The sequence below is a fragment of the Roseovarius autotrophicus genome (genome assembly GCF_018069895.1).
GTDB classification, from domain to species: domain Bacteria; phylum Pseudomonadota; class Alphaproteobacteria; order Rhodobacterales; family Rhodobacteraceae; genus Roseovarius; species Roseovarius autotrophicus.
This window is the reverse complement of record NZ_JAGQDH010000002.1, coordinates 18,512-45,014: the sequence shown is the minus strand read 5'-3', so window position 1 is coordinate 45,014 and position 26,503 is coordinate 18,512. Positions and strand designations below refer to the sequence as shown.

The window sequence follows — 26,503 nt, the reverse complement described above, 5'->3', positions numbered from 1 at the left end:
TTTGGGCGGAGCCTAGAACGAAGCTGAGCGCGCCACAACGGGCGCGCTCACACCGATAGCGTCGCCGTGATCGCCCGCGCCCAGGCCGCACATTTGCGCGCGCGGGTCTCGGCGGGCATTGTGGGCAGGAACTGCCGCTCGAGCGCCCAGCTTCGGGCAAATTCCGCCTGTCCGGGATAGATCCCCGCGCGCATTCCCGCGAGCCACGCCGCGCCGAGCGCCGTCGTCTCAAGCACCTGAGGACGGTCCACCGGCGCGTCAAGAATGTCGGCCAGAAACTGCATGGTCCAATCGCTCGCGCTCATGCCCCCATCCACCCGCAGGACGGCATCAGCCCCCTGCCCCGCCCAGTCGGCACGCATCGCCTCAAGCAGGTCGCGGGTCTGGAAACCCACGCTTTCAAGCGCCGCGCGCGCCAGTTCCGCAGGCCCCGTGCCGCGCGTAAGGCCAAAGATCGCGCCCCGGCAATCGGGGCGCCAATAGGGCGCGCCAAGCCCGGTGAAGGCGGGCACAAGCACCACCTCCTGATGCGGGTCGGCGGCATCGGCCAGCGGCTGCGTCTCGCGCGCCTCGCGGATCACTTTCAGCCCGTCGCGCAGCCATTGCACCACCGCGCCCGCGACAAAGATCGAGCCTTCGAGCGCATAGGTGGGCTGGCCGTCCAGCTGATAGGCGATGGTGGTGAGCAGGCGGTTCTTCGAGGTGACCGGCGTCTCGCCCGTATTCAACAGCGCGAAACAGCCCGTGCCATAGGTGGATTTGAGCATTCCGGGCTGAAAACACGCCTGCCCCACGGTCGCCGCCTGCTGATCGCCCGCCACGCCCAGAATGGGGATTTCGTGGCCAAAGAGATCGGCACGCGTCGTGCCATATTCGGCCGCGCTGTCGCGCACCTCGGGCAGCATCTGCATGGGAATGTCGAGCAGATCGCAGATGGTCGCGCTCCACCGCCCCTTGCGGATGTCGTAAAGCAACGTGCGCGCGGCGTTGGTGGCGTCGGTCGCGTGAACCCGCCCGCCTGTGAGCTTCCAGATGATGAAACTGTCCACCGTGCCAAAGAGCAGATCGCCCGCGCGCGCCTTCTCGCGCGCGCCCTCCACATTGTCGAGGATCCAGCGCAGTTTCGTGCCCGAAAAATAAGGATCGAGCAGCAGGCCGGTGCGGGCGTTCACCATCTCCTCATGCCCGGCCTCGCGCAGCCGCGCGCAGAATTCGGCGGTGCGCCGGTCCTGCCAGACGATCGCGCGATGGATCGCGCGGCCGGTGTGGCGGTCCCAGACCACGGTGGTTTCACGCTGGTTGGTGATGCCGATGGCGGCCACATCCGCGCCGGTGATCCCGGCCTTCTCGATGGCGGCGCGGCAGGTTGCGGCGGTGGTGGACCAGAGGTCATCTGCCTCGTGCTCGACCCAGCCGGAATCGGGGTAATGCTGCGGAAATTCCTCCTGTGCGCTGGCTATGGGGCGCATCGCCGCATCGAAAAGGATCGCGCGGCTCGACGTGGTGCCCTGGTCGATGGCTAGGATATGGGTCATGACTCGGTCCATTATATTTTGCACGTCATCCTCGGGCATGACCCGAGGATCTCCCGATCCAGAGATCATCCGGTCAAGCCGGATGATGACGCCTGCACCGGGGCGCGCCTGAACGCGCCCCGGCACCTGTCGTCACTGCCAGGACTTGATCAGTTCCTCATAGGAGATCGTGATCGGGGTTTCCTCCTCGTTCTCCAGCTTGGGCTTGGGCGATCCCGGCTGGCTCAGCCAGTATTCGGGGTTCTGCGGGTCGTTCAGCTTGGGGCCGAACTCGCCCTGCACACCCGCACGCTCAAGCCGCGCCATCACCGCCTCCTGCTGTTCGCAAAGCGCATCGAGCGCCTCTTGTGCCGTCTTGGCACCCGACGAGGCATCACCGATATTCTGCCACCACAGTTGCGCAAGGCGCGGATAATCCGGCACGTTGAAGCCGGTATCGGACCATTGCGTGCGCGCGGGCGAGCGGTAGAACTCGACCAGACCGCCAAGCTGCGGCGCACGGTCGCTAAAGCTCTGGTGGTTGATGGTGCTGTCGCGCACGAAGGTCAGGCCGGCATGGGATTTCTCCAGATCGACGGTCTTGGCCACCAGAAACTGACCATAGAGCCAGGCCGCCTTGGCCCGGTCCACCGGCGTCGATTCCAGAAGCGTGACAGACCCCGCATCCTGATAGCCGACCTTCATGCCCTCTTCCCAATAGACACCGTGCGGGCTGGGGGCCATGCGCCACTTGGGCGTTCCGTCCTCGTTCATCACCGGCAGGCCGGGCTTGACCATGTCGGCGGTAAACGCAGTATACCAGAACATCTGCTGGGCAATGTTGCCCTGCGCAGGCACCGGCCCGGCCTCGCCAAAGGTCATGCCGGCTGCGGCGGGCGGGGAATATTGCTGCAACCACTTGATGTATTTCTCGATCGCATAGACCGCCGCCGGGCTGTTCGTCGCTCCGCCCCGCGCCACACAAGAGCCGACGGGCTGATACTGGTCGTTCACCCGAATGCCCCATTCATCGACCGGAAAGCCGTTCGGCTCGCCCTTCGATCCCATGCCTGCCATCGACATCCAGGCATCGGTAAAGCGCCAGCCAAGGCTTGGGTCCTTCTTGCCATAGTCCATGTTGCCATAGACGGTCTGTCCGTCGATCTGGCGGCCGGTAAAGAATTCGGCAATGTCCTCATAGGCCGACCAGTTGACCGGCACGCCCAGATCATAGCCGTATCTCTCCTTGAACTCGGCCATGATCGCCGGGTCGGTGAACCAGTCATGGCGGAACCAGTAGAGATTGGCGAATTGCTGGACAGGCAGTTGATAGAGCTTGCCATCCGGCCCGGTGGCAAAGCTCAGCCCGATGAAATCGCCAAGATCCAGGTCGGGATTTGTCACATCCGCACCCTCGCCCACCATCCAGTCGGTCAGGTTGCGGGTCTGCTGATAGCGCCAGTGCGTGCCGATCAGATCGGCATCGTTGATATACATGTCATAGACGTTCTCGCCGGTCTGAAGCTGGGTTTGCAGCTTTTCGACCACATCGCCCTCGCCGATCAGATCATGCTTGATGGTGATCCCGGTGATGGCGCTGAAGGCGGGGGCCAGCACACCCGCCTCCCATTCATGGGTGGTGATGGTTTCAGAGACGACGTTGATCGTCATGCCCCGGAACGGTGCCGCCGCGTCGATGAACCATTGCATCTCCGCTTCCTGCTCCGCGCGGCTCAGGACCGAACGCTCGATGCGCTCGTCCAGAAAGGCGCGCGCAGCCTCCATGTCAGCGAAGGCCGGCCCGGCCATCAGGCCGAGCGAGACAAGCGCCGTTGTCGTGGTCAATCGCAAGTTCATGTTGTCCTCCCTTATGAACTCTCAGTCAGGTGGTTATGCCCCTCACACCCAGCGAAACACCGCCGCAGCATAGATGAGGCACACGATCAGCGCATAAGGTTGATTTGCGCCGACAAGTCCGAGCCAGGCCAGATTGATGAAGGCCGAGCCCAGAAGCGTAATGAAAAGACGATCCCCCCGCGTGGTCTCTATCCTGAGAATACCGACGCGCGGGGTTTCGGGGAATTTGATCGCCAGCACCGTGAAGGTGATGAGCAGACAGGCGATGACGACGAAAAAGATCGCCGTGGGCGTGGTCCATGCCATCCAGGCCATTGTTCAAAGCCCCTTATTCTGGTTCTTGGAAACGCGAAGTGTCGTAGCCCATTTGATCCAGCGCATTACGAACATGCTCATTGTGAAAGTTTACCTTTCGCTCATAACGCCAAACCATCATAGCTCTTTCCAGTTCTTCAATCGGAGCACCAATCCCGAGTTGAGACATGAGTATCAGTGCCCCCTCCTCAGGAGTCAGGCGGTGGCCGATTGCAAAGTCCTGCACTTTCCTTCGGAGTTCTTTTGGAAAGGCGTTGGGATTGATACCAATACTAGCAACAGCAGCATTGAATTTTAGTGGAAATAGAAGACTCATCACACCCTCCCTAGGGCAAAGCCCTTGGCGATGTTGTTGCGCACGAACAAGATCAGCAGAGCACATGGCAAGATCGTCGGGGCGACCATTCCGGGAGCGATTACCGCGAAAAAGGCGGCGGAGGACCATGTCCATGCCATCTATTTGCACTCCCTTTTTTGAGCTGTGTATACCGTGCCGTCCCCGATCTCGATTGGATCGGTGGGCCTTGTTCTGTTCTTTATTTCAAACCAGTCGTAGAACCATTTGTCGTTGGAACGACGGGTGGAATTTATTATTTCACTTGGGCAAAGCTCTCTCGCGTATAAACGCTCAAGCAATTTGTTGATGTTGCAGCCGCTTGGAACGGTCCATTCATCCGTGCAGGTATCGCCATCGAATCGTTTTATCACCCACTCGGATTTCATGTTCACACCCTCCCCAGGGCAAAGCCCTTGGCAATGTAATTGCGCACGAACCAGATCACCAGGGCCCCCGGCAGGATGGTCAGCACCCCGGCGGCAGCCAGCACGCCCCAGTCCATGCCGCTTGCCGAGACGGTGCGCGTCATGGTGGCGGCAATCGGTTTGGCGTCCACGCTGGTGAGCGTGCGCGAAAGCAGCAGTTCCACCCATGAGAACATGAAGCAGAAGAACGCGGCCACGCCCACGCCGCTTGCGATCAGCGGCATGAATATCTTCACGAAGAAGCGCGGGAACGAATAGCCGTCGATATAGGCGGTCTCGTCGATTTCCTTCGGCACGCCGCGCATGAACCCTTCCAGAATCCACACCGCCAGCGGCACGTTGAACAGCGTATGCGCCAGCGCCACCGCGATATGCGTGTCAAACAGGCCCACCGAGGAATAAAGCTGAAAGAACGGCAGCGCAAAGACCGCAGGCGGCGCCATGCGATTGGTCAGCAGCCAGAAGAACAGGTGCTTGTCGCCCATGAACCGGTAGCGCGAGAATGCATAGGCCGCAGGCAGCGCCACCGCCACCGACAGCACCGTGTTCATGCTCACATAGATGATCGAATTGACATAGCCCATATACCAGGCCGGATCGCCAAGGATCTTGGCATAATTGGCAAAGGTCAGATCGCGCGGCCAGAGGCTGAAGCCGCCGAGAATCTCGGTATTGGTCTTGAGGCTCATGTTCGCCAGCCAGTAGATCGGCAGCATCAGGAACAGGAGATAGAGCACCATCACGATGTTGATGCGCGGCAGATGTCGGCCAGTCATTGCGATACCCCCACGCATGCCGCGTCATCCTCGGGCTTGACCCGAGGATCTCGTGAAGGACAGATCCTCGGGTCAAGCCCGAGGATGACGTGGAAAATGAACAGACCCGCCATCACTTGCCCTCCCGCTTGTCGAGATTGGTCATCACCGTGTAGAACACCCAGCTCACCAGCAGGATCACGAGGAAATACATGATCGAGAACGCCGCCGCCGGGCCAAGGTCGAACTGCCCCAAGGCCATCTTCACAAGGTCGATGGAGAGGAACGTGGTGGCATTGCCGGGGCCCCCGCCGGTGACCACGAACGGCTCGGTATAGATCATGAAACTGTCCATGAAGCGCAGGAGAATTGCGATCATCAGAACCCCCATCATCTTTGGCAGTTCGATATAGCGGAACACCGCCCACCGGCTTGCCTGATCTATGCGGGCGGCCTGATAATAGGCGTCTGGGATGGATTTGAGACCAGCATAGGCCAGAAGCGCCACCAGCGAGGTCCAGTGCCAGACATCCATCACGATCACCGTCACCCAGGCGTCAAAGGTGTTCTGCGTATAGTTGTAGTCGATGCCCAAAGCGGCCAGCGTATAGCCCAGAAGCCCGATATCGACGCGCCCGAAGATCTGCCAGATGGTGCCCACCACGTTCCACGGGATCAGAAGCGGCAGCGACATGAGCACAAGGCAAACCGAGACCCAGACGCCGCGTTTGGGCATATGCAGCGCAATGAGCACGCCAAGAGGTACCTCGATGACAAGGATGATGGCCGAAAAGATCACCTGCCGCCGCAGCGCCGCCCACATCCGGTCAGAGGCCAGCATCTCCTCGAACCATTCGAGGCCGACCCAGAAAAAGCGGTTGTTGCCGAACGTGTCCTGCACCGAATAGTTGACCACAGTCATCAGCGGGATGACGGCGGAGAACGCCACCAGCACCAGCACCGGCAGCACCAGGAACCACGCCTTCTGATTGGTGGTCTTTTCCATCAGGCGGCCTCCTCGCGGCGGATTCCATTCATGGCGACGTCATCCTCGGGCGCGCAGTCATCTGAAACCCGAACCATCATGATACCTCCTCAAGGGCCTGTGTCGGCGCGATGCGCCAGTCATCGACATAGACATTGACCGCATCGGGGGCAAAGCGCGCGCGGCGCGCCCCCTCGCTCAGCGCCGCGCCCTCGGGCAGGATGGCGTTGATCGCATGGCCCCCCGCATCGAGCCGCGCAATACGGTGGCGACCCACGTCCTCGATCCGCCTGACCGTGACCGGCAGGCCTTCTTCTTGCGTGAGCGTCACGAAGTCGGGCCGCACGCCGATCTCCACCCGGCCCGTCGGTCGCCCGTAATCGGCCCCAAGCGCCACCTCGTGTCCGGCCACCCGCGCGCGCGCGCCCTCGACTTCGGCGGGCAGCAGGTTCATCCCCGGCGAGCCGATGAAATAGCCCACGAATGTATGCTCGGGCCGCTCGAACAGCTCTTGCGGCGTGCCCATCTGCACCACGCGCCCCTCATGCATCACCACCACCTTGTCGGCGAAGGTCAGCGCCTCTGTCTGGTCATGCGTCACATAGATCATGGTATGCCCGAACTGGTGGTGAAGCGCCTTCAACTGCGTGCGCAACTCCCATTTCATATGCGGGTCGATCACCGTCAGCGGCTCGTCGAACAAAAGCGCGTTCACATCCTCGCGCACCATCCCGCGCCCGAGGCTGATCTTCTGCTTGGCATCCGCCGTCAGGCCGCGCGCCTTGCGGTCAAGCTCGGCCTCCATGCCGATCATCGCGGCAATCGCCTGCACGCGGGTCGCGATATAGCCCGGCTCCGCGCCGCGATTGCGCAGCGGAAAGGCAAGGTTCTCGCGCACGGTCATGGTGTCGTAGACCACCGGAAACTGGAACACCTGCGCGATGTTGCGCGCCGCCGTCGGCGCATCGGTCACGTCCGTGTCGCCAAACAGGATCCGCCCGCGCGAGGGCCGCAGGAGGCCGGAGATGATGTTCAAGAGCGTGGACTTGCCGCAGCCCGAGGCCCCCAGAAGCGCATAGGCCTCGCCATCGCCCCAGACATGGTTCATCTCCTTGAGCGCCCAATCCTCGTCCGATGCCGGATTGTCCAGATAGCTGTGCGCCAGATTGTCGAGCGTGATCTTCGCCATCTTTCCCCCTCAGGCCGCCAGCGCATAGGCGGCAGGGGCCACCAGCGCGCCATCGGTCGAAAACACATAGACATGCGCCGGATCAAGCCAGACCCGCAACTCCGCCCCAAGCTCCAGATCGCGCACCCCGTGGATAAGGCCCACCCACCGCTCGCCATGGTGGTCGAGATGCACGAAAGTCTCGGACCCGGTGATCTCGGTCACTTTCAGCCGTGCCTCGAACGCCATCGCCGCGCCTTCGGGGCGGTCGATCTCCAGATGATTGGGCCGGAACCCGGCAAGATAACGGCCATCGGCAAGCCCCGCGAGACTGCCGATCGCCGGGGCCTTTTGCCCGGCGCCAAAGCCTATGCTGTCCCCTGCCTTGGTCACGGCGAGGAAATTCATCGGCGGATCGCTGAACACGCGCGCGGTGGTGGCGTCCTTCGGCTGCCGGTAAACCTGCGGCGTGGGGCCGAACTGCGTCACCCGCCCCTCCCAGAGCGTCGCGGTGTTGCCGCCCAGCAAGAGCGCCTCCTCGGGTTCGGTGGTGGCATAGACGAAAATGCTGCCCGCAGCCTCGAAGATGCGCGGGATCTCAAGGCGCAACTCCTCGCGCAGCTTGTAATCGAGATTGGCCAGCGGCTCATCCAGCAACACCAGCCCCGCCCCCTTGACCAGCGCGCGCGCCAGCGCGCAGCGCTGTTGCTGCCCGCCCGACAGCTCCAGCGGCTTTCGCGCCAGCATCGGCGTCAATTTCATCATCGCGGCGGTTTCCTGCACCGCCCGGTCGATCTCGGTGCGCGACTTGCCCTGAAGCCGCAAGGGCGAGGCGATGTTGTCGTAAACGCTCATCGAGGGATAGTTGATGAATTGCTGATAGACCATCGCCACCGCGCGATCCTGGACCCGCATCCCGGTCACATCCGTCCCCTGCCACAGGATGCGCCCGGTCGCAGGCACATCCAGCCCCGCCATCAACCGCATGAGCGAGGTCTTGCCCGCAAGGGTCGGCCCCAGAAGCACGTTCATTGTGCCGGGCGCAAACGTCAGCTCGGTCGGGTGGATATGCACCTGACCGTTCACCACCTTGGAAACCCCATCAAGTGTCAGCGTCACGCCCCGGCCCTCCCTTCCTCGGCCTTCTCCGCGCGTGCAGCGCGCATCCAGTCGTCCAGCACGGCGATTTCGGTTCCTGTCATCCTGAGACCCAGCCGCGTACGCCGCCAGAGCACATCCGCCGCCTCGCGCGCATATTCATGCGCCATCTGCCAGCGCACCTCCGCCTCGGTCAGCGTCGCGCCGAAATCGCGGCCAAGATCCTCCGCCGACCTTGCCCCGCCCATGATCTCCGCCGCCTCCGTGCCATAGGCACGCACCAGCCGCCGGGCATGCGCCTCCGACAGGAACGGATAGTCCTGCCGCAGACTGTCCACCAGCGCCCCGAACCCGTCAACGGCGAAATCCCCCCCCGGCAGCGCCACGCCCGCCGTCCAGTTCCCGCCCGCGCGCGGGAAATGCGGCGCAAGCCGCGCCATCGCCGCCTCGGCCAGCCGCCGGTAGGTGGTGATCTTGCCGCCAAAGACATTGAGCAGCGGTGCGCCCGCTTCGTCGAGCGACAGCACATAGTCGCGCGTCGCCGCCGTCGCCGATTTCGCCCCGTCATCATAAAGCGGGCGCACGCCGGAATAGGTCCAGACGATATCGGCCTCGGTCACCGGACGCTTGAAATACTCGCTGGCAAAGCGGCACAGATAGACCGCCTCCTCGGGCGTGCATTCGGGACGCGCGTCGGCGCTGTCGTGTTCGGCATCCGTCGTGCCGATCAGGGTGAATTCCCCCTCATAGGGAATGGCAAAGATGATCCGCCCGTCACCGCCCTGAAAGAAATAGCATTTGTCGTGGTCATAGAGCTTGCGGGTAACGATATGGCTGCCGCGCACCAGCCGCACCCCTTCGGTGGAATTAAGCCGCAGCACACCCCCAATCACGTCGCGCACCCATGGACCCGCCGCATTCACCAAAGCGCGCGCCGCGACCACCTCGCGCGCGCCGCCTGCCTCCAGCGTCACCTTCCAGACATCGCCCGCGCGCTCGGCGGCCACCACGCGGGTGCGGGTGCGGATCACCGCCCCGCGCTCCTCGGCGTCGCGGGCATTGAGCACCACAAGGCGGCTGTCCTCGATCCAGCAATCGGAATATTCGAACGCGCGCGCGAACTTGTCCCTCAGAGGCGCGCCCTCGGGGCTGCCGCGCAGATTGATCGTGCGCGTCCCAGGCAGGATCCGGCGCCCGCCCATGTTGTCATAAAGGAACAGGCCCAGCCGGATCAGCCAGGCGGGCCTGCGCCCCCGCATCCACGGCAAGACCAATGACAAAAGCCGCGAGGTCGGTGTCTCGGCCTCGAACCGCATGTCGCGGTGATAGGGCAGCACGAACCGCATCGGCCACGAGATATGCGGCATCGCGCGCAACAACACCTCGCGCTCCACCAGCGCCTCATGCACGAGGCGGAATTCGAAATACTCCAGATAGCGCAGTCCGCCATGAAACAGCTTGGTCGAGGCCGATGAGGTGGCCGAGGCCAGATCATCCATCTCGGCAAGCATGACCCGCAGGCCCCGCCCCGCCGCGTCGCGCGCGATGCCGCATCCGTTGATGCCACCGCCGATCACGAAAAGATCGACCATATCGCCCTCGGCGCAATCCACGATGCGATCCCCTCCCTGATCCCGTGAACGAAAACGAAGCATCTTTTTCACCCCTCAGTCAAGAACGAATGTTCGTTTAATTTCCTTTTCACATGATAATCGCAAATGGATAGCTTTTTTACCTTGCACGCAGAGAAAAACGCATCCCTCCGCAAGGATCGCAAAGGCAACGCTGCGCAAAACGACGCAAAATGACCCGAATCGCGCACTAGCGCTTGCACATGGCGCGAAACCGAACATAATCGAACACGAAATCGATACAGGCCCGCCATGTCCCAGACCTTTCGCCAGCCCGACATCCTCGAGATCGCCCGCGCCGAGGGCAAGGTCATGGTCGAGGATCTTGCCGAACGCTTCAACGTCACCGTGCAGACCATCCGCCGCGACCTCACGGAACTGGCCAACGCGGGCAAGCTCGAGCGCGTGCATGGCGGCGCGATCCTGCCCTCGGGCGTGACCAACATCATATACGAGGAGCGCCGCCGCCTGAACGAGCCCGCCAAGACCGCCATCGGGCGGGCCTGCGCGGCGGCCATCCCCGAGGATTGCTCGATCTTCCTCGACATCGGCACCACCACCGAGGCGGTGGCGCAGGCGCTCATCGACCACCGCAACCTGATGGTGGTGACCAACAACATGAACGTGGCACACATCCTTCTGGCCAATCCCGATTGCGAGATCGTGCTGGCGGGCGGCGCGCTCCGGCGCTCGGATAACGGGCTGGTGGGGCACCTGACCGCGCGCGCCATCGAGAATTTCAAGTTCGACCACGCCATTCTCGGCTGTTCGGCGCTTGATGAGGACGGCGACATGCTCGATTTCGACATTCAGGAGGTGCTGGTGGGCCAGACCCTCCTCAAACGCTCACGCGAGGTGATTCTTGTGGCCGACGCCTCCAAGTTCCAGCGCAGCGCGCCGGTGCGCATCGGATCGCTGCGCGACGTGGACCACGTCTTTACCGACGCGCCCCTGCCCGCGTCTCTGGCCGCGCGCTGCAAGGAGTGGGGCACAGGCGTCAATGTGGCCACACCATAAAGACACGGCCCGACCGGAACGGACGCACGAGGTTTCGACCCGCCAAGTATATCCAGGTCGTGCCGCCGTTCTTGGCGACAGGGCTGCGCCCCGCCCCCTCAGCCGTTCAGGAAGCTCGCAAAGGGGATATAGCGCACCGGATCGCCGGGGCCGATCTCCACAGCGGCGTCGGGTAGTTCCACCAGACCCTGGGCCCAACTCAACCCGCTGATGCGGCCCGAACCTTCGGATTTGAACACCTCCACGCGCCCCTCGCGGATGCGCGCGCGCAGGTATTCACGGCGTCCGGGTTTCTTGCGCTTTTCGAAAGCGGCGGGCACGTCGAACCCCTGCGGCTCGGCCCATCCCGCCCCCGACAGGAGCCGCAGCGCAGGCCGCGCGAAAATCAGCGTGCAGACCAGGGCGGCCACTGGATTGCCCGGCAGGCCGAAGACCGGCGCGCCCTGCCAGACCCCGAGTGCCAGAGGCCGCCCCGGCTTGAGCGCGATGCGCCATTCGGCCATGGCCCCCGCCTCGGTGAGCAGCGCCGAGACATGGTCCTCATCCCCGGCTGACGCCCCGCCCGAGGTCAGGATCGCATCTGCCTGCCCCGCGCCCCGGTCAAGCGTTGCGCGCAGGGCGGCGCGGTCATCCGCCACACGGCCCAGATCAATCGCCTCGTGCCCCATCTGCCGCGCGAGCGCGAGCAGCATGGGCCGGTTGGCATCAAATATCTGCCCCGGCGCGGCCTCGGCCCCCGGCTCAACCACCTCATCCCCGGTCGAGAGCACCGCCACGCGCAGCCGCCTGTAAACCGGCAGATCGGCCAGCCCCACGGCGGCGCAAAGCGCCAGATCGGCCGGCGTCAGAACGCGCCCCACCTCCAGCACCGTCGCGCCGCTCTCCACATCCTCGCCCGCGCGCCGCGTGTTGGCCCCGCGTTTCAGCCCGCCGCGAAACGCGATGCGCCCTTCACCAACCGTCACATCCTCTTGCAGGATCACGGTGTCCACCCCTTCGGGCAACGCCGCGCCGGTCAGCACCCGCACCGCATGGCCCCCCGGCACCGTGCCCGGATAGGGCACCCCAGCCGCCGCGCGCCCCGCGACCAGCGGCACAACCTGATCGCCCTCGCCAAGCGTGCCATGGGCAAAGCCGTAACCATCCACCGCCGAATTCGCCTCGGACGGATTGGCGCGGCGCGCGCGCTGCCCCTCGGCCAGCACACGCCCCGCCGCCGCGCCCAGCGCCACGCGCTCCTGCCCCACGACGCAGGACAACCGCGCGCGCAGCATGGCCAGCGCGTCATCGACCGGCGTCCAGTCCACCCCGGCGGGCAAGGCAAAGCAATCGTCGCGCAGGGGCGGCGGTGTGAGCGGGTCATCACAGGCAGCCATCAATGCCTCCTCATGTCCAAGGCCCAGAATCCAGCCCTCCTCGGGCGCATCGACCGCCAGCATGGCGGCAAGCCGCGCGGCAGGCAATCCCGCCAGCGCGCGGGTCAGAAGCCGCACCTGATGCGCGTCGCGGATACCGCCCCGTGCCTCGGCCCGTTTCACCGCCCGGTTGATCAGGCCCGGCCATATCTCCACAAGCGCCACCGGCGCGGTAAGCGGCTCGAACGGCCAGACCGCCAGCGCCGCGCCGAATCGCCGTCGCAGACGGTTCAGCACCGGAAGCCCGGTCAGCACCTGCCCGCCCACGGCCCCCGCGCCGCCCATCTGCCAGCAGGCAAATGCCCCCTTGCAGGCCGCCTCAACCGCGCGCCGCTCGGGCAGGCCATGGCCCGACCGCGTATCGCGGCGCGGCAGGTGGTCGATCTCGCGGTGCAAACCGTTGAACCAGAACGGCCCCGTGCCGGGAAATCGCGCATTGATCGCGCCCGCCACGTCAAAGCGGTTGTTGGCGCGCGGGCTGTCCTTGATGGCGGCCTCCAGCCAGTCCCAGACCGCGAAGGGATCGGCCCGCCCGGTCAGCGCCCCGGCAAACCCCACCGGAAAGCCGAACGGGAAATCGCATCCCAAAAGCAACCGCCGCCCCGCCGCCTGCTCCGCCTCGATCAGCGCGATCAGCGCCACCCCGGCCTCCACCCGGTTGCGACAGTAGCGCGGTTCCTCCTCCTGCCCGCCGCGCATCACCCCCAGCCAGATCGCATCCTTCCTCTCGCGCGGGCCGGTATCGTTGCCGCCCGACCAGTCGAGCACGGCAAAGCTGTCGAATGGGGTCACAGCCCCACCTCTCCCAATATGAAATCGGCAATCGCACGGGTGTCGTTGAGATCAAACACAGGCCGGTCGAGATCGAGGGCCACGTCGCTTGCCACCGCGCGGATGGTCGGATCACCCGGCGCGATCAGCGCATTGCCGGTCTCGGCGCGAAACGCCTCCATCTTGGGGTGGCCGTCGCGCTTGTAGCCCTCGATCAGCACCAGATCGCAAGGCGCAAGCATGGCCAGAAGCTCCGCCAACGTCGGCTCGGCCTGTCCCCGCAATTCGCGCATCAGCGCCAGCCGGTGCCGTGAGGCCAGCAGCACCTCGCCCGCCCCCGCCACACGATGGCGATAGCTGTCGCGCCCCGGCTGATCCACGTCAAAGCTGTGATGCGCGTGCTTGACGGTCGAGACCCTCAGCCCCCGCGCCGTCATCTCCGCCACCAGCCGCTCCATCAGCCCGGTCTTGCCCGCGTTCTTCCAGCCGGTCACACCATAGAGCCTCATGCTCCCGCCCTCCGCTGCGCGAGGGCCAGATCCTCGGGCGTGTTGACGTTGAAAAATGCGTCCGTCTCGTCGAAAAGCGCCTCGCGCCCGCCCTGTTTTTCGGTCCAGAGCACCACCTTGCGCAATCCCCCTTCAAGCGCCGCGCGCAGATCATGGCGCAACGCAACGGGCCAGAGGCCGAAGGTGGGGTGGCGCACATGGCCGCCCCGGCTCATGGATCTGGTCGCCGCCACCCCGCGCGGCGTGGCGGCCAGAACCAGCGGATGCGCCATCCCCTCGGCGGCCAGTTGCAGACGCGGCACCAGATCGCAGGGAAAGAACGGCGTGTCGGCGGCGACGCTCACGATGGCCTCGGCCCCCTGCCCCGCCGCCCAGTCAAGCCCCGCCAGCACCCCCACCAGCGGACCGGGATAGCCCGGCAGCGGGTCGGCCAGCACCGGCAGGCCGAAGCGGGCGAACCGCGCCGGATCGCCATTGGCATTGAGCGCGAGCGCCCCCACCTGCGGGGCAAACCGCGCGATGACGTGATCGAGGATCACCCCATCCCCGAGCGCCAGCAGCCCCTTGTCGCCCCCACCCATCCTTGTCGCCTGCCCACCGGCAAGGATCACCCCAAGCGGCGCGCTCATTCGCGGGCACTCTTGCGGCGGTGCTTGCTGTCTTCCTCGCCCACGCTCTCGGGGTCGGCGTCGCGCACAAGGCGCTCCTCGCCGCTCAGACAGACGAACCGCCGCCCGCGCAGCCGCCCGATCAGCGTCAACCCCACGGCCTGCGCAATCTCCACCCCCCAGGCGGTAAAGCCCGAGCGCGAGGCCAGCACCGGAATGCCCATCATCGCCGTCTTGATCACCATCTCCGACGTGAGCCGCCCGGTGGTGTAGAGCAGCTTGTCGCCCGCGCTCACGCCCTCACTGAGCATCCAGCCCGCGATCTTGTCCACAGCATTATGCCGGCCCACATCCTCCATGTAGACCAGCGGCAGCGCCCCCTGACAGAGCACCGTGCCATGGATCGCGCCTGCCTCCAGATACAGCGAGGGCGTGCGGTTGATCTTCGCTGCCAGCGCATAAAGCTGCGAGGTTCTCACCTCGACTTCGGGCAGCGTCACCCCCTCCAGCCCCTCCATCATGTCGCCAAAGACCGTGCCCACGGCGCAACCGCTGGTGCGGGTCTTCTTCTTCAGCTTCTCCTCGTAGGTGGTTCGTCCGTCGGTGCGCACCACGACCGTTTCCAGTTCTTCGTCGTAATCGACACCCAGAACACGCTCGCCCTCGGCCAGCATCCCCTGATTGCGCAGAAACCCGAGCGCAAGATACTCGGGGTAATCGCCGATGGTCATCGCCGTCACGATCTCCTGCGCGTTGAGAAAGATCGTGAGAGGACGCTCCTCCACCACCGAAATCGTGGCGCGACGGCCCGCATGGTCCATTCCCTCCACCACGCGCGTCAGTCGCGCCGCGCACGGGTCGGGCGCGATCAGATAGCCCGTCAGGTCGATCTCCTCGGACAATTGCATCTCCTCCCGCTGTCGGATACCCCGTCCCCATACTCAGCGACCGGGACAAAAAACCGTGCCAAGGCAAAGCATCAATTCGCCCTATTGGCAAGGCGTGCGCGACGGCGCGCCCTTCGTGCTCGTGATCGTGCCCTTCTCGCTGCTCTTCGGCGTGGTGGGCACCGAGGCGGGGCTGTCGATTGCCGAAACGATGGGATTTTCGGTGCTGGTCATCGCAGGGGCGGCGCAGTTCACCGCGCTGCAACTGCTGACGGACAATGCGCCCACGCTCATCGCGCTCGTCTCGGCGCTGGCGGTCAATCTGCGCATGGCGATGTATTCGGCCTCGCTCACGCCGTATCTCGGCGCGGCCCCGCTCTGGCAGCGCGCCATCGCCGCCTATTTCACCGTCGATCAGAGCTATGCCTGCGCGGTGATCAAGTTCGAACAGGAGCCGCGCTGGTCGGTGCCCGAGCGCCTCGCCTATTTCTTCGGCGTGGTCACGCCCATCTGCCCGCTCTGGTATGTGTTCACCCTCGTCGGCGCGCTCGTGGGCACAGCCGTGCCGCCGGGTCTGCCGCTCGATTTCGCCCTGCCAATCACCTTTCTGGCGATGATCGGCCCGATGCTGCGCACGCCCGCGCATGTGGTGGCGGCGCTGGTATCGGTGACGCTGGCGCTCGTGTTCGCCTGGCTGCCCTATAACCTCGGCCTGCTGGTGGCGGGGATCGCGGGGATGATGGCCGGCGCGCAGGCGGAGATGACGTTCGAGCGCCGCAAGGAGGCACGCCTGCCATGATCGAGGGATCCGCGCTCTGGCTCTTCATCGCCGCTCTCGGGGCTGGCACCTTCGGGCTGCGCTTCGTCTTTCTGGGGCTGGTGGGGAACCGCCCCCTGCCCGCCTGGCTGTTGCGGCACCTGCGCTACACGGCGGTCGCGGTGCTGCCGGGACTGGTTGCGCCGCTGGTGGTCTGGCCCGCCGCCACCGGCGGCGCGCTCGACGCCCCGCGCATGGCCGCAGCCCTGGTCACGCTCACGCTCGGCTATGCCTTCCGCAACGTTATCCTTGCCATCGCGGCAGGGGCGGCGACGCTTTTCGCGGGCCTCGCCTTTTTCGGCTGATCCCCGGTTTCTTCTGGCCGCAAATATCCCGGGGGAGCCGCGCAACGCGCGGCGGGGGCAGCGCCCCCTATCTCGGGGCGGCGGCGCGGCGCAGCCGGTCGTTGATCGCGCGCCCCAGACCCACCTCGGGAATCGGGGCCACGGCGATCCCCGCCGCGCCCGTGGCATCGAGCGCGTGCAGGTGATGAAAGAGATTGGCCCCCGCCTCGCGCAGATCGCCCGACGGCGAAAGGTTCAGATCGCCCGCAACCGCGCCAAAACCCAGCATCGCCTCGCCCGGACCCGCCGCCGCCGCCCCGAGCCGCACCTTTGCCCCCGGCGCGTAATGCGAGGCCATCTGCCCCGGCGCGATGAGTTGCCCCCCCCCCTGATGCACCGCCAGCGGCGCACCCAAAGCTGCCTCCAGCACCTCGACCGGCACGCCGCCGGGGCGCAGCAAAGCGGGCGCATCCCAAAGCCCGACGATGCTCGACTCAACGCCCACCGTGCAGGGCCCGCCGTCGATCACAGCTTCGATCCGGCCCGACAGTCCCGCCAGCACATGGTCCACCGTGGTCGGGCTGATCCGCCCCGAGGGATTGGCCGAGGGGGCGGCCACCGGCCCGCCAAAGGCGCGCAGCGCGCCTTGCGCTACCGGATGCGCGGGCACGCGCACCGCCAATGTCCCCAGACCCGCCGTCACCAGCGGCGATATGCCCGCGCCACCCTGCAGCGGCAGCACAAGCGTGAGCGGCCCCGGCCAGAAGGCCGAGGCAAGCCGCTCGGCCTCATCCGACCAGCATACCAAAGCGCGCGCAACCGCCGCATCGGGCACATGCACAATCAGCGGATTGAACCGGGGCCGCCCCTTGGCCTCGAAGATGCGGGCAACGGCAAGATCGTCGCGCGCATCCGCCCCAAGGCCATAGACCGTCTCTGTCGGCATCGCGACAAGCCCGCCCGCGCGCCAGATTGCGGCGGCCGCCGCAAAGCCCGCCGGGTCGGCCTGCAATATTTTGGTTGCATTCGGCATGTACGGCCCCTGACCTGACGCGGCGTTCCGGTTGCCAGCCCGCCGCGGTTGATTACCCTCGTCCAGAGGGTTAAGCCCATAACGCGACGCGGCCTGCCTGCCAAGCCGCGCCAGCCCCATAGGAGGTATCCATGCCCTATCGTGCCCCGGTGGAGGAGTATCGTTTTCTCTTCGATCACATCGTCGGCCTGCCCGAGGTCGCCGCCACCGAGCGTTTCGCCGAAGCCACGCCCGACATGGCCACCGCCATCCTGACCGAGGCGGGGCGACTATGCGAGGAGGTGCTCGCCCCGCTGCAAAGGGCAGGCGATCTGCACCCCGCACGGCTGGAAAACGGCATCGTGCGCACCTCACCGGGCTATCCCGAGGGCTATCGCGCCATCGCCGAGGGCGGCTGGGTCTCGATCGCGGCCAGCCCCGAGCATGGCGGCATGGGCCTGCCCATGGTGCTGACCACCGCCGTCAACGAGATGATGTCGGCGGCCTGCCTGTCGCTGCAACTTGCGCCGCTGATGACGCAAGGCCAGATCGAAGCGCTCGAACATCACGCAAGCGACGAGATCAAGGCGCTCTACCTGCCGAAACTGGTGAGCGGCGAATGGTCGGGCACGATGAACCTGACCGAGGCGCAGGCCGGCTCGGACGTGGGCGCTCTGCGCAGCAAGGCAGAGCCTAATAGCGACGGCACCTATGCCATCACCGGCCAGAAAATATATATCTCATGGGGCGATAACGATTTCACCGAAAATGTCTGCCACCTCGTGCTGGCGCGTCTGCCCGACGGCGTGGCGGGCACCAAGGGGATCAGCCTCTTTCTGGTGCCCAAGTTCATTCCCGACGAGAACGGCAACCCCGGCAGGCGCAATTCGCTGAATGTGGTCAGCCTCGAGCACAAGATGGGCCTGCATGGCAGCCCCACGGCGGTGATGCAGTATGACGGCGCTGTCGGCTGGCTGGTGGGGCACGAACATGACGGGATGCGCGCCATGTTCACCATGATGAACAACGCCCGCCTCGGCGTTGGCGGTCAGGGTGTGGGGGTGGCCGAAGGTGCCTGTCAACACGCGCTCGCCTACGCGCAGGAGCGCCGTCAGGGCCGCACGGCAAACGGGGCCAGCGGCGGCGCGATCCTCGGTCACGCCGATGTGCGCAGGATGCTTGCCACCATGCGCGCCGAAACCTTCGCCGCGCGCGCCATCGCCCTTGCCTGCGCGCAGGCGATCGACATGCAGACCGCCACAGCCGAGCCGCGCTGGCGCGCGCGCGCCGCCCTTCTCACCCCGCTCACCAAGGTCTGCGGCACCGAGACCGGCATCGCCGTCGCCGATATGGGCGTTCAGGTGCATGGCGGCATGGGCTTTGTCGAGGAGACCGGCGCCGCGCAGTATTTCCGCGACGTGCGCGTGACGGCGATCTACGAGGGCACCAACGGGATTCAGGCGATGGATCTGGTAGGGCGCAAGCTGATGGACGGGGGCGAGGCGGCCAGCGCGCTCATCGACGAGATCGAGGCCACCGCCGAGACCGCGCGCGGCCCCCTGCCCGATCTGGCCGGCAAGGTCTGGCAGGCCGCGGAAACCCTGCGCGAGACAACCGACTGGATGCTCGCGCAGACCGAGATGACCGAGCGTTTCGCGGGTGCGTTGCCCTTTCTGCGCGGCTTTGCCCGCGTTCTGGGGGCGCATTTCCACCTCAAGGCGGCGTTGGCCGAGGGCGGCACCGGTCCGCGCACGCGGCTGGCGCGGTTCTACATCACCCGGCTTCTGCCCGATCATACCGGCCATTTCGCCCATGCCACGGGCGGCGCGGGCGATCTTTACGCGCTGGAAGACGCGGATTTCGCCGCCTGATGGACGGCAGCGCGCTCATTCATCACCCGTGGGAGGCCCCGCCGCCCGAGGGGGAGGCCACCGAGGTCGCTCCCGGCATCCTCTGGTTGCGCCTGCCGCTGCCGATGGTGCTCGACCACGTCAATGTCTACGCGCTCGACGAGGGCGAGAGCTGGACCATCGTGGACACGGGCATCCATTCGAAGCGCACCGCGGCGCTCTGGGAGCGGCTTCTGGCCCGGCCCTTGCAGGGCAAGCCGGTGGGCCGCGTCATCCTCACCCACCACCACCCTGATCATGTCGGCATGGCGGGCTGGCTGATGGACCGTTTTGGTGCCACGCTCTGGGCCACGCGGACAAGCTGGCTCATGGCGCGAATGCTCATCCTCGACGTGGAGGAGGCGCCGACGCCGCAGGCGTGCGACTTCTGGCGCGCGGGCGGGATGGACCCCGCGATATTCGAGGCGCGGCGCGCGCAGCGGCCATACAATTTCGCCGATACCTGCGCGCCCATCCCCGTGGGCTATCGCCGGATCACCGAGGGCGAGGTGATCCGCGCCGGCGGGCGCGACTGGGACGTGCGGCTGGGTGGCGGCCACGCGCCAGACCACCTGACACTCTGGGCGCGCGACGCGGCGCTGGTGATCGCCGGCGATCAGATCCTGCCCGGCATCAGCCCCAATATCGGCGTCTACCCGACCGAGCCCGACGCCGATCCGCTGGCCGACTGGTTCGCCGCCTGCGACCGGCTCGCCCGCCACGCGCGCGGGGATCACCTGGTGTTACCCGGTCACAAGCTGCCCTTCACCGGGCTGCCGCTCCGGATGCGGCAGTTGCGCGAGAACCACGAGGCCGCGCTCGGGCGGCTGCGGGACTTCCTGCGCGAGCCACACACAGCCGCCGACTGCTTTGCGCTCCTGTTCCGGCGCAAGATCGACGCGGGCACCTACGGGCTGGCGCTGGTGGAATCGGTTGCGCATCTCAACCACCTGCTCCACGCTGGCGAGGTCAGGCGCAAGCGGCGCGCCGATGGTGCGTGGCTCTGGCAGATGCGGTAATCGAGGGAGGCGCGCATGGGCCATGAGATCAACACATCGGCAGAGGCCGCAGAGGCCGCCGCCATGCCCCGTTGTCACGAGGTGCACGCCACGCCCCACCAGCCCGGCATCGAGGAGGCGGCCAAATCCCTGACACAAAGCCCGCTGGACGATAAAACCCCCGCGCAATGGGCCTATGAGCGGCTGATCCTCTATATTCACAGTTTCGAGGAAACGCTCGACGAGGCACATGAGGTGGCCATGGGCTTTGCCGGGTCGGACGCGGGCACACTGCGCATCGAGGGCATGGGTTATTTCGAACCCGACATCCTGACCTTTTACGGGCAGGATCAGCTGGGCGTGCGCACCCAGCTTGTGCAGCATGTCAGCCAGCTTTCGGTGATGCTGCGCGCCCTGCCCAAACAGCAAGACGAGGCCCCGCCCACACGAATCGGCTTTCGCCTCGTGCAGGATCTCAACGGTGCTTGACGGCTGCGGCAGGATGGGCCGTGACAGGCCCCGCCAAATGCAGTAATCACCCCGGGGAAACATTCCTCGCGAACAGAAGGACAGCAGCACATGGCCGAGCACAAGCATGGTGAAATGGACATTACCGTTCAGGAAAAGACCTTTGATGGCTTCATCAAATGGACCGTGTGGTCAGTCGTCGGCATCATTGCCTTTCTGATCTTCCTGGCGCTGGTCAACGCCTGAGCACCCGCTTTGGACACCGCCATGCGATCCGTTTTGCTGGCGCTAGGCGTCGTTCTGATGCTTGCGGGCTGTGCCGCCGAATCGGTCTGGTCGACGGATGATGAAGTGGCGCGCGCTGCCTATCGCCATGACGGGCCGCCGCGCCTCACGCTTTACACGATGATCAACAACCGCACCGGGTCGGGGGCGCATAGCGCGCTGATGATCAACGGCGCGCAACGGGTGATGTTCGATCCGGCAGGCTCGTTCAACAGCCTGCGTACCCTGCCCGAGCGCAATGACGTGCTCTACGGCATCACGCCGCATGTCGCGGATGTCTATACCCGCTACCACGCGCGCGAGACCTTCCATGTGCGTATCCAGCGGCTCGACGTGACGCCCGAGATGGCAGACCGGGCCATGGCCCTCGCCAAGGCGGCGGGTCCCGTGCCCAATGCGGCCTGTTCGCTCGCGACCTCGCGCATTCTGGCGCAGCTTTTCCCCGGTGAGGTCAGCACCTCCTGGTTCCCGGTCAAGACCGCCGACGCCTTTGCGCGGATCCTCGGGGTAACCGAGGAAACGCTCTACGAATACGACAGCGACGACAATTCCAAGGTGCTCGCCAACTGGGATCCGGCGCGCGCGCGGGCAAACTAGGCCCACATCCCTTCACCTCTTCGCGCGCAAGCTGTCACAGGGCTGGACGTGCACGGGTCAGAACCCCATCAAGAGAGAATGTCCCGGCTGACCGACAGACTCACCGATCAGGCATGGCGCTACGCCATGGGCCGCCGCTTCGAGGCGGTGACGGACGAAATATTCCAGGTGATCCGCTGGGTTCTTGTGGTGGGCTTCGCCAGCTATCTGGCCCGCGCGCATGACATCCTCATCCTGCATGTCACCTACTGGGCGCTGTCGGCGCTGCTCTTCGGCTATATCGCTTCGCGCTTCCTGTTGCGCCCCGAGATCGGCTTTCTCGGCAATCCCGAGGGACGGCTGGCGCGCCTTGCGCAATCGGCGCTCAACTTCCTGCTCTGCGTCGTGGTCTTTGGCCTCACGCTCTATGCGGTGAGCGCGCTGACCGGGGCCATCGCCGAATATCGCGGCGCGCTCTGACACCCTTGCGCGCGCCGCGCCCCTGCGGCAGAAGCAGCGCGCAACCGAGCCGGAGACCACCCATGCCCGCGCACAAGACCGTTCAGGACTATATCCGCACCATCGTCGATTTCCCGCACGAGGGGATCCTGTTCCGCGACGTGACCACGCTTTTCGCCGATCCGCGCGGCTTTCGTATCGCCATCGACCAGATGCTGCACCCCTATGCGGGACAGCCCATCGACAAGGTGGCGGGGCTGGAGGCGCGCGGCTTCATCCTTGGCGGCGCCATCGCGCATCAGCTCTCGGTGGGGTTTGTTCCCATCCGCAAGAAGGGCAAGCTGCCCGGCGCGGTGATCTCCGAGGAATACCAGCTCGAATATGGCGAGGCGGTGGTGGAGATCCACGATGACGCCATCCAGCCCGGCGAGCGGGTGCTTCTGGTCGATGACCTTCTGGCGACCGGCGGCACGGCGGCGGCGGGCATCAGGCTCATCGAGCGGTTGGGAGGCGCGATCGTGGGCTGCGCCTTTATCGTCGCCCTGCCCGGTCTTGGCGGGCATAAACGGCTTGCCGACATGGGCATGGAGGTGCACACGCTCTGCGCCTACGAGGGGCTCTGAAGCCGCGCCGCCAGCCGCAGCGCATGGGCAGGCTCGCGGCTCATCACGGGCAGGACCGGATCATAGCCCGCCCGGATAAGCGCGCCCAGATCGGGACGCAACACCACATGGCCCATAGGCGTGCGCCCCAGTGGTGAGCGCTCGGCAAAGGCGCGATCGGACCACAGCAGGATCGTCTGTACGATCTGGCTCAGCGCCAGATCCTCGGCGGGCACGGCGGACAACTCTTCGTCCATCCGCAGAAACACAAAGGCTGCGCAGATCGCGCTGCCCGCATCGAACCGGAAAATACGGTATTGATTGGCCCCGCCCGCTATAAGCCGGTCTACCAGCGGATGCAGGTCCGGCATCAGCCGCTCCAGCCCCGGCACGGCGCGCACCTCCTCCCAGTCGCGAAGGAAGAACAGCATCAGGTTCGCGCCCAGTTCCGGGTCGGTCTCGGCCATCCGATGCCCCGAGAGCGCCACCACCGCCTCGACCGCGCCCTTTATGACTCCCAGCGTCGCGTCATCCGTGCCAAACACCACCGGCACGATGGGCCGCCCCCAGCGGGCAAAAAGAAACTCGCCATCCGCGCGGGTGAACAGCGCCGCGATCTCGTCGGCGGTCAGGGTGTCGGTCATGGGCAAGTCTCCTGAAGTCGCGCCGCTCTATCAGGCCACGCCCACGCCTGCAAATCCCCGCTTCATCGTTCCTGAAATACTCAAATTCAGCCCCGCCACGCGCGCCTCATCCCTCGAACAGATCGCCCGTTCCCGCCTGCCCCGGTGCCTCCAGCCCCAGATGCCGCCACGCCGCCTGCGCCAGCATCCGCCCACGCGGCGTGCGTTGGATGAGGCCCTGTTGCAATAAAAACGGCTCGATCACTTCTTCCAGCGCATCGCGGCTCTCGGATAGGGCCGCCGACAGCGTCTCGATCCCCACTGGCCCGCCGCCATAGGCCTCGGCAATGAGCCGCAGATAGCGCCGGTCGGCCCCGTCAAGCCCCAGATGATCCACCCCCAGCCGGGTGAGCGAGGCATCGGCCAGCGCGCGGCTGATCCGCCCGCCGCCTTCGACCACCGCGAAATCCACCACCCGCCTGAGCAGCCGCCCGGCAATGCGCGGTGTGCCGCGCGCACGCCGGGCGATCTCGCGCGCGCCATCGTCCTCGGTCGGGATATTCAGCAGCCGCGCGTTGCGGGTGACGATCTCGTGCAACTCGTCGATCTCGTAGAATTGCAGGCGGGTAGGAATGCCGAACCGGTCGCGCAAGGGCGTGGTCAAAAGGCCAAGCCGCGTCGTCGCGCCCACCAGCGTGAAGGGCTGCAACTCGATCCGCACCGTGCGCGCGGCAGGCCCCGATCCGATCACCAGATCCAGCTCGAAATCCTCCATCGCCGGATAAAGCACCTCTTCCACCGCCGGGTTGAGGCGGTGGATCTCGTCGATGAAGAGCACATCGTTGCGCTCCAGATTGGTGAGGATTGCCGCAAGATCCCCGGCCTTGGCCAGAACCGGCCCCGAGGTCATCCGAAACCCCACCCCCAATTCGCGCGCCATGATCTGCGCCAGCGTCGTCTTGCCAAGACCGGGGGGGCCGTGAAACAGCGTATGATCCATCGCCTCGCCGCGTTGCCGGGCGGACTGGATGAACACCGACAGGTTGGCCCGCGCCTCGCGCTGACCGATGAACTCCGACAGCGCCTGTGGCCGCAGGCTGCGGTCAAGGTCCTCGGGCAGGGGCGCGGGCCGCAGGGTGGGATCGGGATCGGTCATCCCCTACCCTTTCGGTGCCAGCAACCGCAACGCGGCGCGAATCAGCGCGGGCGTATCGGCCTGGCCGTCCGCGCCCGCCGCCTGTGCCACCGCGGCCGCCGCCTCGCCGGGGGCGTAGCCGAGATTTGTGAGCGCCGAGAGCGCCTCGGCCTGCACGCCGGGGCTTGGCCGGACCACGAGGGCGGACGCGGCGGCGGTCTCGATCACCACATCTTCCGCGCCCGCCTCGGGCGGGGCGGCGGCCTGCATCGTTCCCATCGCCATCACCGAGGGCGCCTTGTCCTTCAGCTCGTTCACCACCCGCTGCGCGGTCTTGGCGCCCACGCCCTTGGCCGCTGTGATCGAATGCCAGTCCCCCAGCGTGATCGCGCGGCTTACCCCCTCGGGGCCCAGCGCCCCCAGAATGGCGAGCGACGCCTTGGCACCCACCCCCTGCACACTCATCAGCAGGCGATGCCATTCCTTCTCCACCAGCGTGGGAAAGCCGAAAAGCTGCAACAGGTCCTCGCGCACCAGCAGATCGGTATAGAGCGCCGCCATGCCGCCCACACCCGGCAACGCTGCCAGCGTGCGCTCCGAGCAATGCACGATATAACCCACGCCACGCACGTCGATCAGCACATGATCCGGCCCGCGCCAGTCGATCCGCCCGGCGATGCGCCCGATCATGCCACCGCCCGCCCAAGGCTTCGCCCATAATGGGCATGACAGATCGCCACCGCCAGCGCATCCGCCGCATCCGGCCCCGCCAGCACCACGCCGGGAAGCTGTACGCGCACCATATGCGCCACCTGTTCCTTGGCGGCATGGCCCACGCCCACCACCGTCTTTTTCACCCGGTTGGGTGAATATTCCCCCACCGTCAGCCCGTATTGTGCGGGCACAAGAAGGGCCACGCCCCGCGCCTGCCCCAGCTTGAGCGTACCCGCCCCGTCCTTGTTGACGAATGTCTGCTCGATCGCCGCCGCCTGCGGGTCAAAGCGATGCACGACATCGGTGAGTTGCTCGTAAAGCGACAAGAGCCGCGCGCCCAGATCCTCGCCTGTGGAGTGGCACACCCCGTTGGCGATATGGCTCAGGCGGCTGCCCGTCACCTCGATCACGCCCCAGCCGAGATTGCGCAATCCGGGGTCAATGCCCAATACCCTCATTCTGCCCTGCCCGTGCTGTTTGCCCCAGTTAGCACGAAACAGGAACAAACGCCAAGCGGAATGCGCGACCGCCACGGTCACAGCCTTGCGGAAAACGCATATGGACTATGCAGTAACCCCTGCTTGCGGAACGCTCGTTCCGACATTAGCTGCACCACAGAAACGGAACTCTCCGTTCGCCCCATTCCAAGGAACAGACCCATGGCCCTGCTTGACACCACCCGCGCTCACGCACACAGCCGTGCGACCCCCGGTTTTTTCGCCCGCCTACTTGGCACGCTGCTTTCGTGGAGTGACCGCCGCGCCACCCGCAAGGCCCTGTCGCGGCTCAGCGACCGCGAACTTGACGATATCGGCCTGTGCCGGGGTGACATCGACGTGATCGTGCGCCGATTCTGACGCCGCGCCGCTCCACGCCACGCGAAAGCCCTGCCCGGCCGATGCCGGGCAGGGCTTTTTCTTGCACCCGGTTGCTGTCCTCGACAGGGCTCAGCGAAGGGCGCGCCCGATCTGGGACGCCAGGAACCCTGTCAGTGGGTCAGGCTGCATGACAAAGGCCCCCGCCTGTTCCAGCGGGTTCCCCTGCGCAAGCAAGGCGTGCCGCTCCTGATAGGTGACCACACCCAGATGGGCCAGCACGACCGCCTTGAAAAAGGCAAACCCGAAAATGAGGTAGATCAGCCCGCGCAACGGGACCGAGGGCAGGCGGCGTCTGGGCCTGAATTCGATCAGCCCGTCATCGCGCACCTTGCCAACATAACCACGTTCGAGGCGGGAACGCTTGAGGTCGATCTGGCGAAGCCTTTTCGTGAAACCCTGGTGTATGTCAGCCATGGCAACATTCCTGAAAGCGGCCCCCACCGCTATGCGACTGTGGTAGGGTCGAAATGT

Annotated in this window: 30 protein-coding genes; 11 read left to right on the top strand and 19 right to left on the bottom strand. The window is 65.7% G+C overall.

The features are described from left to right. Positions 1-47: 47 nt before the first annotated feature. From glpK to glpD, 9 genes are all read right to left on the bottom strand, one after another. Positions 48-1,535 (bottom strand): glycerol kinase GlpK, encoded by a 1,488-nt coding sequence (gene glpK, locus KAK09_RS03270; protein WP_210877426.1) that lies wholly within the window; start codon positions 1,533-1,535, stop codon positions 48-50. A 132-nt stretch (positions 1,536-1,667) separates the two neighbouring features. Then, positions 1,668-3,371, bottom strand: coding sequence for an ABC transporter substrate-binding protein (locus KAK09_RS03265; RefSeq protein WP_210877425.1), 1,704 nt, complete (start codon positions 3,369-3,371; stop codon positions 1,668-1,670). Between the two features lie 42 nt (positions 3,372-3,413). Beyond that, positions 3,414-3,686 carry a DUF2160 domain-containing protein gene (locus KAK09_RS03260; RefSeq protein ID WP_210877424.1) on the bottom strand — a complete coding sequence of 91 codons (273 nt, stop codon included), beginning with the start codon at positions 3,684-3,686 and terminating at the stop codon, positions 3,414-3,416. 13 nt (positions 3,687-3,699) lie between these two features. Beyond that, on the bottom strand, positions 3,700-4,002 hold the full coding sequence (locus KAK09_RS03255) for a hypothetical protein (RefSeq protein WP_210877423.1): 303 nt from the start codon (positions 4,000-4,002) through the stop codon (positions 3,700-3,702). A 409-nt stretch (positions 4,003-4,411) separates the two neighbouring features. After that, positions 4,412-5,224 (bottom strand): carbohydrate ABC transporter permease, encoded by an 813-nt coding sequence (locus tag KAK09_RS03250; RefSeq protein ID WP_210877652.1) that lies wholly within the window; start codon positions 5,222-5,224, stop codon positions 4,412-4,414. Between the two features lie 112 nt (positions 5,225-5,336). After that, positions 5,337-6,209 (bottom strand): carbohydrate ABC transporter permease, encoded by an 873-nt coding sequence (locus KAK09_RS03245; RefSeq protein ID WP_210877422.1) that lies wholly within the window; start codon positions 6,207-6,209, stop codon positions 5,337-5,339. Between the two features lie 76 nt (positions 6,210-6,285). Beyond that, a complete protein-coding gene (locus KAK09_RS03240; protein ID WP_210877421.1) occupies positions 6,286-7,377 on the bottom strand; it encodes an ABC transporter ATP-binding protein in 1,092 nt (363 codons plus the stop codon). Positions 7,378-7,386: 9 nt separating this feature from the next. Further along, positions 7,387-8,475, bottom strand: coding sequence for an ATP-binding cassette domain-containing protein (locus KAK09_RS03235; protein WP_210877420.1), 1,089 nt, complete (start codon positions 8,473-8,475; stop codon positions 7,387-7,389). Then, positions 8,472-10,046 (bottom strand): glycerol-3-phosphate dehydrogenase, encoded by a 1,575-nt coding sequence (gene glpD / locus KAK09_RS03230; RefSeq protein ID WP_247651059.1) that lies wholly within the window; start codon positions 10,044-10,046, stop codon positions 8,472-8,474. Before glpD ends, KAK09_RS03235 begins: the two co-directional genes overlap by 4 nt. 291 nt (positions 10,047-10,337) lie before the next feature. On the opposite strand from glpD, the gene KAK09_RS03225 reads away from it, so the two are divergent. Next, entirely contained in the window at positions 10,338-11,102 is a 765-nt protein-coding gene (locus KAK09_RS03225) for a DeoR/GlpR family DNA-binding transcription regulator (protein ID WP_210877418.1), read from the top strand. Between the two features lie 98 nt (positions 11,103-11,200). Here KAK09_RS03225 and KAK09_RS03220 read toward each other — a convergent pair whose 3' ends face one another. The 4 genes from KAK09_RS03220 to KAK09_RS03205 are packed head-to-tail and all read right to left on the bottom strand — an operon-like array spanning position 11,201 to position 15,313. Continuing rightward, positions 11,201-13,309, bottom strand: coding sequence for a molybdopterin-binding protein (locus KAK09_RS03220; protein ID WP_210877417.1), 2,109 nt, complete (start codon positions 13,307-13,309; stop codon positions 11,201-11,203). After that, complete coding sequence (gene mobB, locus KAK09_RS03215; protein WP_210877416.1) at positions 13,306-13,797, bottom strand: molybdopterin-guanine dinucleotide biosynthesis protein B; 492 nt, start codon at positions 13,795-13,797, stop codon at positions 13,306-13,308. Before mobB ends, KAK09_RS03220 begins: the two co-directional genes overlap by 4 nt. Beyond that, positions 13,794-14,426 (bottom strand): molybdenum cofactor guanylyltransferase MobA, encoded by a 633-nt coding sequence (mobA, locus tag KAK09_RS03210; RefSeq protein ID WP_210877415.1) that lies wholly within the window; start codon positions 14,424-14,426, stop codon positions 13,794-13,796. The genes mobB and mobA overlap by 4 nt, the downstream gene beginning before the upstream one ends. Beyond that, complete coding sequence (locus KAK09_RS03205; protein ID WP_210877414.1) at positions 14,423-15,313, bottom strand: formate dehydrogenase accessory sulfurtransferase FdhD; 891 nt, start codon at positions 15,311-15,313, stop codon at positions 14,423-14,425. The genes mobA and KAK09_RS03205 overlap by 4 nt, the downstream gene beginning before the upstream one ends. A 55-nt stretch (positions 15,314-15,368) precedes the next feature. Between KAK09_RS03205 and KAK09_RS03200 the strand changes: the two genes are divergently transcribed. Next, positions 15,369-16,091, top strand: coding sequence for an AzlC family ABC transporter permease (locus KAK09_RS03200; RefSeq protein WP_210877413.1), 723 nt, complete (start codon positions 15,369-15,371; stop codon positions 16,089-16,091). After that, positions 16,088-16,414: an AzlD domain-containing protein gene (locus tag KAK09_RS03195; RefSeq protein WP_210877412.1), complete on the top strand. Its 327-nt coding sequence runs from the start codon at positions 16,088-16,090 to the stop codon at positions 16,412-16,414. Before KAK09_RS03200 ends, KAK09_RS03195 begins: the two co-directional genes overlap by 4 nt. A gap of 67 nt (positions 16,415-16,481) precedes the next feature. Here the strand turns inward: KAK09_RS03195 and KAK09_RS03190 are convergent, their stop codons facing one another. Further along, positions 16,482-17,426: an L-threonylcarbamoyladenylate synthase gene (locus KAK09_RS03190; protein WP_210877411.1), complete on the bottom strand. Its 945-nt coding sequence runs from the start codon at positions 17,424-17,426 to the stop codon at positions 16,482-16,484. A 131-nt stretch (positions 17,427-17,557) separates the two neighbouring features. Here KAK09_RS03190 and KAK09_RS03185 point away from each other — a divergent pair, with 131 nt between their 5' ends. From KAK09_RS03185 to KAK09_RS03155, 7 genes are all read left to right on the top strand, one after another. Continuing rightward, a complete protein-coding gene (locus KAK09_RS03185; RefSeq protein WP_210877410.1) occupies positions 17,558-19,276 on the top strand; it encodes an acyl-CoA dehydrogenase in 1,719 nt (572 codons plus the stop codon). Then, complete coding sequence (locus KAK09_RS03180; RefSeq protein ID WP_210877409.1) at positions 19,276-20,313, top strand: MBL fold metallo-hydrolase; 1,038 nt, start codon at positions 19,276-19,278, stop codon at positions 20,311-20,313. Before KAK09_RS03185 ends, KAK09_RS03180 begins: the two co-directional genes overlap by 1 nt. Before the next feature lie 15 nt (positions 20,314-20,328). Beyond that, complete coding sequence (locus KAK09_RS03175; RefSeq protein WP_210877408.1) at positions 20,329-20,781, top strand: DUF6173 family protein; 453 nt, start codon at positions 20,329-20,331, stop codon at positions 20,779-20,781. A gap of 90 nt (positions 20,782-20,871) precedes the next feature. Continuing rightward, the gene (locus tag KAK09_RS03170) at positions 20,872-21,006 is read left to right on the top strand and encodes an aa3-type cytochrome c oxidase subunit IV (RefSeq protein ID WP_210877407.1); all 135 of its coding nucleotides are present in this window, start codon (positions 20,872-20,874) and stop codon (positions 21,004-21,006) included. A 21-nt stretch (positions 21,007-21,027) separates the two neighbouring features. Further along, on the top strand, positions 21,028-21,642 hold the full coding sequence (locus KAK09_RS03165) for a hypothetical protein (protein WP_210877406.1): 615 nt from the start codon (positions 21,028-21,030) through the stop codon (positions 21,640-21,642). A gap of 78 nt (positions 21,643-21,720) precedes the next feature. Further along, a complete protein-coding gene (locus KAK09_RS03160) occupies positions 21,721-22,101 on the top strand; it encodes a hypothetical protein (protein ID WP_210877405.1) in 381 nt (126 codons plus the stop codon). A 62-nt stretch (positions 22,102-22,163) separates the two neighbouring features. Beyond that, a complete protein-coding gene (locus KAK09_RS03155) occupies positions 22,164-22,703 on the top strand; it encodes an adenine phosphoribosyltransferase (protein ID WP_210877404.1) in 540 nt (179 codons plus the stop codon). Here KAK09_RS03155 and KAK09_RS03150 read toward each other — a convergent pair. The 4 genes from KAK09_RS03150 to ruvC form a co-directional block, all read right to left on the bottom strand. Further along, positions 22,688-23,326: a hypothetical protein gene (locus KAK09_RS03150; protein WP_247651043.1), complete on the bottom strand. Its 639-nt coding sequence runs from the start codon at positions 23,324-23,326 to the stop codon at positions 22,688-22,690. The genes KAK09_RS03155 and KAK09_RS03150 overlap by 16 nt on opposite strands. A gap of 106 nt (positions 23,327-23,432) precedes the next feature. After that, positions 23,433-24,461, bottom strand: a complete 1,029-nt coding sequence (gene ruvB / locus KAK09_RS03145) for a Holliday junction branch migration DNA helicase RuvB (protein WP_210877403.1) — start codon at positions 24,459-24,461, stop codon at positions 23,433-23,435. 3 nt (positions 24,462-24,464) lie between these two features. Then, on the bottom strand, positions 24,465-25,130 hold the full coding sequence (ruvA, locus tag KAK09_RS03140) for a Holliday junction branch migration protein RuvA (protein WP_210877402.1): 666 nt from the start codon (positions 25,128-25,130) through the stop codon (positions 24,465-24,467). Then, the gene (gene ruvC, locus KAK09_RS03135; protein ID WP_210877401.1) at positions 25,127-25,612 is read right to left on the bottom strand and encodes a crossover junction endodeoxyribonuclease RuvC; all 486 of its coding nucleotides are present in this window, start codon (positions 25,610-25,612) and stop codon (positions 25,127-25,129) included. The genes ruvA and ruvC overlap by 4 nt, the downstream gene beginning before the upstream one ends. 201 nt (positions 25,613-25,813) lie before the next feature. On the opposite strand from ruvC, the gene KAK09_RS03130 reads away from it, so the two are divergent. Continuing rightward, a complete protein-coding gene (locus tag KAK09_RS03130; protein ID WP_210877400.1) occupies positions 25,814-26,011 on the top strand; it encodes a DUF1127 domain-containing protein in 198 nt (65 codons plus the stop codon). A gap of 90 nt (positions 26,012-26,101) precedes the next feature. Here the strand turns inward: KAK09_RS03130 and KAK09_RS03125 are convergent, their stop codons facing one another. After that, positions 26,102-26,446 (bottom strand): hypothetical protein, encoded by a 345-nt coding sequence (locus tag KAK09_RS03125; RefSeq protein WP_210877399.1) that lies wholly within the window; start codon positions 26,444-26,446, stop codon positions 26,102-26,104. Positions 26,447-26,503: the final 57 nt, after the last annotated feature.

Excerpts from the sequence above, each read along its gene's own strand:
- glpK (WP_210877426.1), bottom strand. The coding sequence starts at position 1,535 with ATGACCCATATCCTAGCCATCGACCAGGGCACCACGTCGAGCCGCGCG.
- KAK09_RS03265 (WP_210877425.1), bottom strand. The coding sequence starts at position 3,371 with ATGAACTTGCGATTGACCACGACAACGGCGCTTGTCTCGCTCGGCCTG.
- KAK09_RS03260 (WP_210877424.1), bottom strand. The coding sequence starts at position 3,686 with ATGGCCTGGATGGCATGGACCACGCCCACGGCGATCTTTTTCGTCGTC.
- KAK09_RS03255 (WP_210877423.1), bottom strand. The coding sequence starts at position 4,002 with ATGAGTCTTCTATTTCCACTAAAATTCAATGCTGCTGTTGCTAGTATT.
- KAK09_RS03250 (WP_210877652.1), bottom strand. The coding sequence starts at position 5,224 with ATGACTGGCCGACATCTGCCGCGCATCAACATCGTGATGGTGCTCTAT.
- KAK09_RS03245 (WP_210877422.1), bottom strand. The coding sequence starts at position 6,209 with ATGGAAAAGACCACCAATCAGAAGGCGTGGTTCCTGGTGCTGCCGGTG.
- KAK09_RS03240 (WP_210877421.1), bottom strand. The coding sequence starts at position 7,377 with ATGGCGAAGATCACGCTCGACAATCTGGCGCACAGCTATCTGGACAAT.
- glpD (WP_247651059.1), bottom strand. The coding sequence starts at position 10,046 with ATGGTCGATCTTTTCGTGATCGGCGGTGGCATCAACGGATGCGGCATC.
- KAK09_RS03225 (WP_210877418.1), top strand. The coding sequence starts at position 10,338 with ATGTCCCAGACCTTTCGCCAGCCCGACATCCTCGAGATCGCCCGCGCC.
- mobB (WP_210877416.1), bottom strand. The coding sequence starts at position 13,797 with ATGAGGCTCTATGGTGTGACCGGCTGGAAGAACGCGGGCAAGACCGGG.
- mobA (WP_210877415.1), bottom strand. The coding sequence starts at position 14,426 with ATGAGCGCGCCGCTTGGGGTGATCCTTGCCGGTGGGCAGGCGACAAGG.
- KAK09_RS03205 (WP_210877414.1), bottom strand. The coding sequence starts at position 15,313 with ATGCAATTGTCCGAGGAGATCGACCTGACGGGCTATCTGATCGCGCCC.
- KAK09_RS03195 (WP_210877412.1), top strand. The coding sequence starts at position 16,088 with ATGATCGAGGGATCCGCGCTCTGGCTCTTCATCGCCGCTCTCGGGGCT.
- KAK09_RS03190 (WP_210877411.1), bottom strand. The coding sequence starts at position 17,426 with ATGCCGAATGCAACCAAAATATTGCAGGCCGACCCGGCGGGCTTTGCG.
- KAK09_RS03185 (WP_210877410.1), top strand. The coding sequence starts at position 17,558 with ATGCCCTATCGTGCCCCGGTGGAGGAGTATCGTTTTCTCTTCGATCAC.
- KAK09_RS03180 (WP_210877409.1), top strand. The coding sequence starts at position 19,276 with ATGGACGGCAGCGCGCTCATTCATCACCCGTGGGAGGCCCCGCCGCCC.
- KAK09_RS03175 (WP_210877408.1), top strand. The coding sequence starts at position 20,329 with ATGGGCCATGAGATCAACACATCGGCAGAGGCCGCAGAGGCCGCCGCC.
- KAK09_RS03170 (WP_210877407.1), top strand. The coding sequence starts at position 20,872 with ATGGCCGAGCACAAGCATGGTGAAATGGACATTACCGTTCAGGAAAAG.
- KAK09_RS03165 (WP_210877406.1), top strand. The coding sequence starts at position 21,028 with ATGCGATCCGTTTTGCTGGCGCTAGGCGTCGTTCTGATGCTTGCGGGC.
- KAK09_RS03160 (WP_210877405.1), top strand. The coding sequence starts at position 21,721 with ATGTCCCGGCTGACCGACAGACTCACCGATCAGGCATGGCGCTACGCC.
- KAK09_RS03155 (WP_210877404.1), top strand. The coding sequence starts at position 22,164 with ATGCCCGCGCACAAGACCGTTCAGGACTATATCCGCACCATCGTCGAT.
- KAK09_RS03150 (WP_247651043.1), bottom strand. The coding sequence starts at position 23,326 with ATGACCGACACCCTGACCGCCGACGAGATCGCGGCGCTGTTCACCCGC.
- ruvB (WP_210877403.1), bottom strand. The coding sequence starts at position 24,461 with ATGACCGATCCCGATCCCACCCTGCGGCCCGCGCCCCTGCCCGAGGAC.
- ruvA (WP_210877402.1), bottom strand. The coding sequence starts at position 25,130 with ATGATCGGGCGCATCGCCGGGCGGATCGACTGGCGCGGGCCGGATCAT.
- ruvC (WP_210877401.1), bottom strand. The coding sequence starts at position 25,612 with ATGAGGGTATTGGGCATTGACCCCGGATTGCGCAATCTCGGCTGGGGC.
- KAK09_RS03130 (WP_210877400.1), top strand. The coding sequence starts at position 25,814 with ATGGCCCTGCTTGACACCACCCGCGCTCACGCACACAGCCGTGCGACC.
- KAK09_RS03125 (WP_210877399.1), bottom strand. The coding sequence starts at position 26,446 with ATGGCTGACATACACCAGGGTTTCACGAAAAGGCTTCGCCAGATCGAC.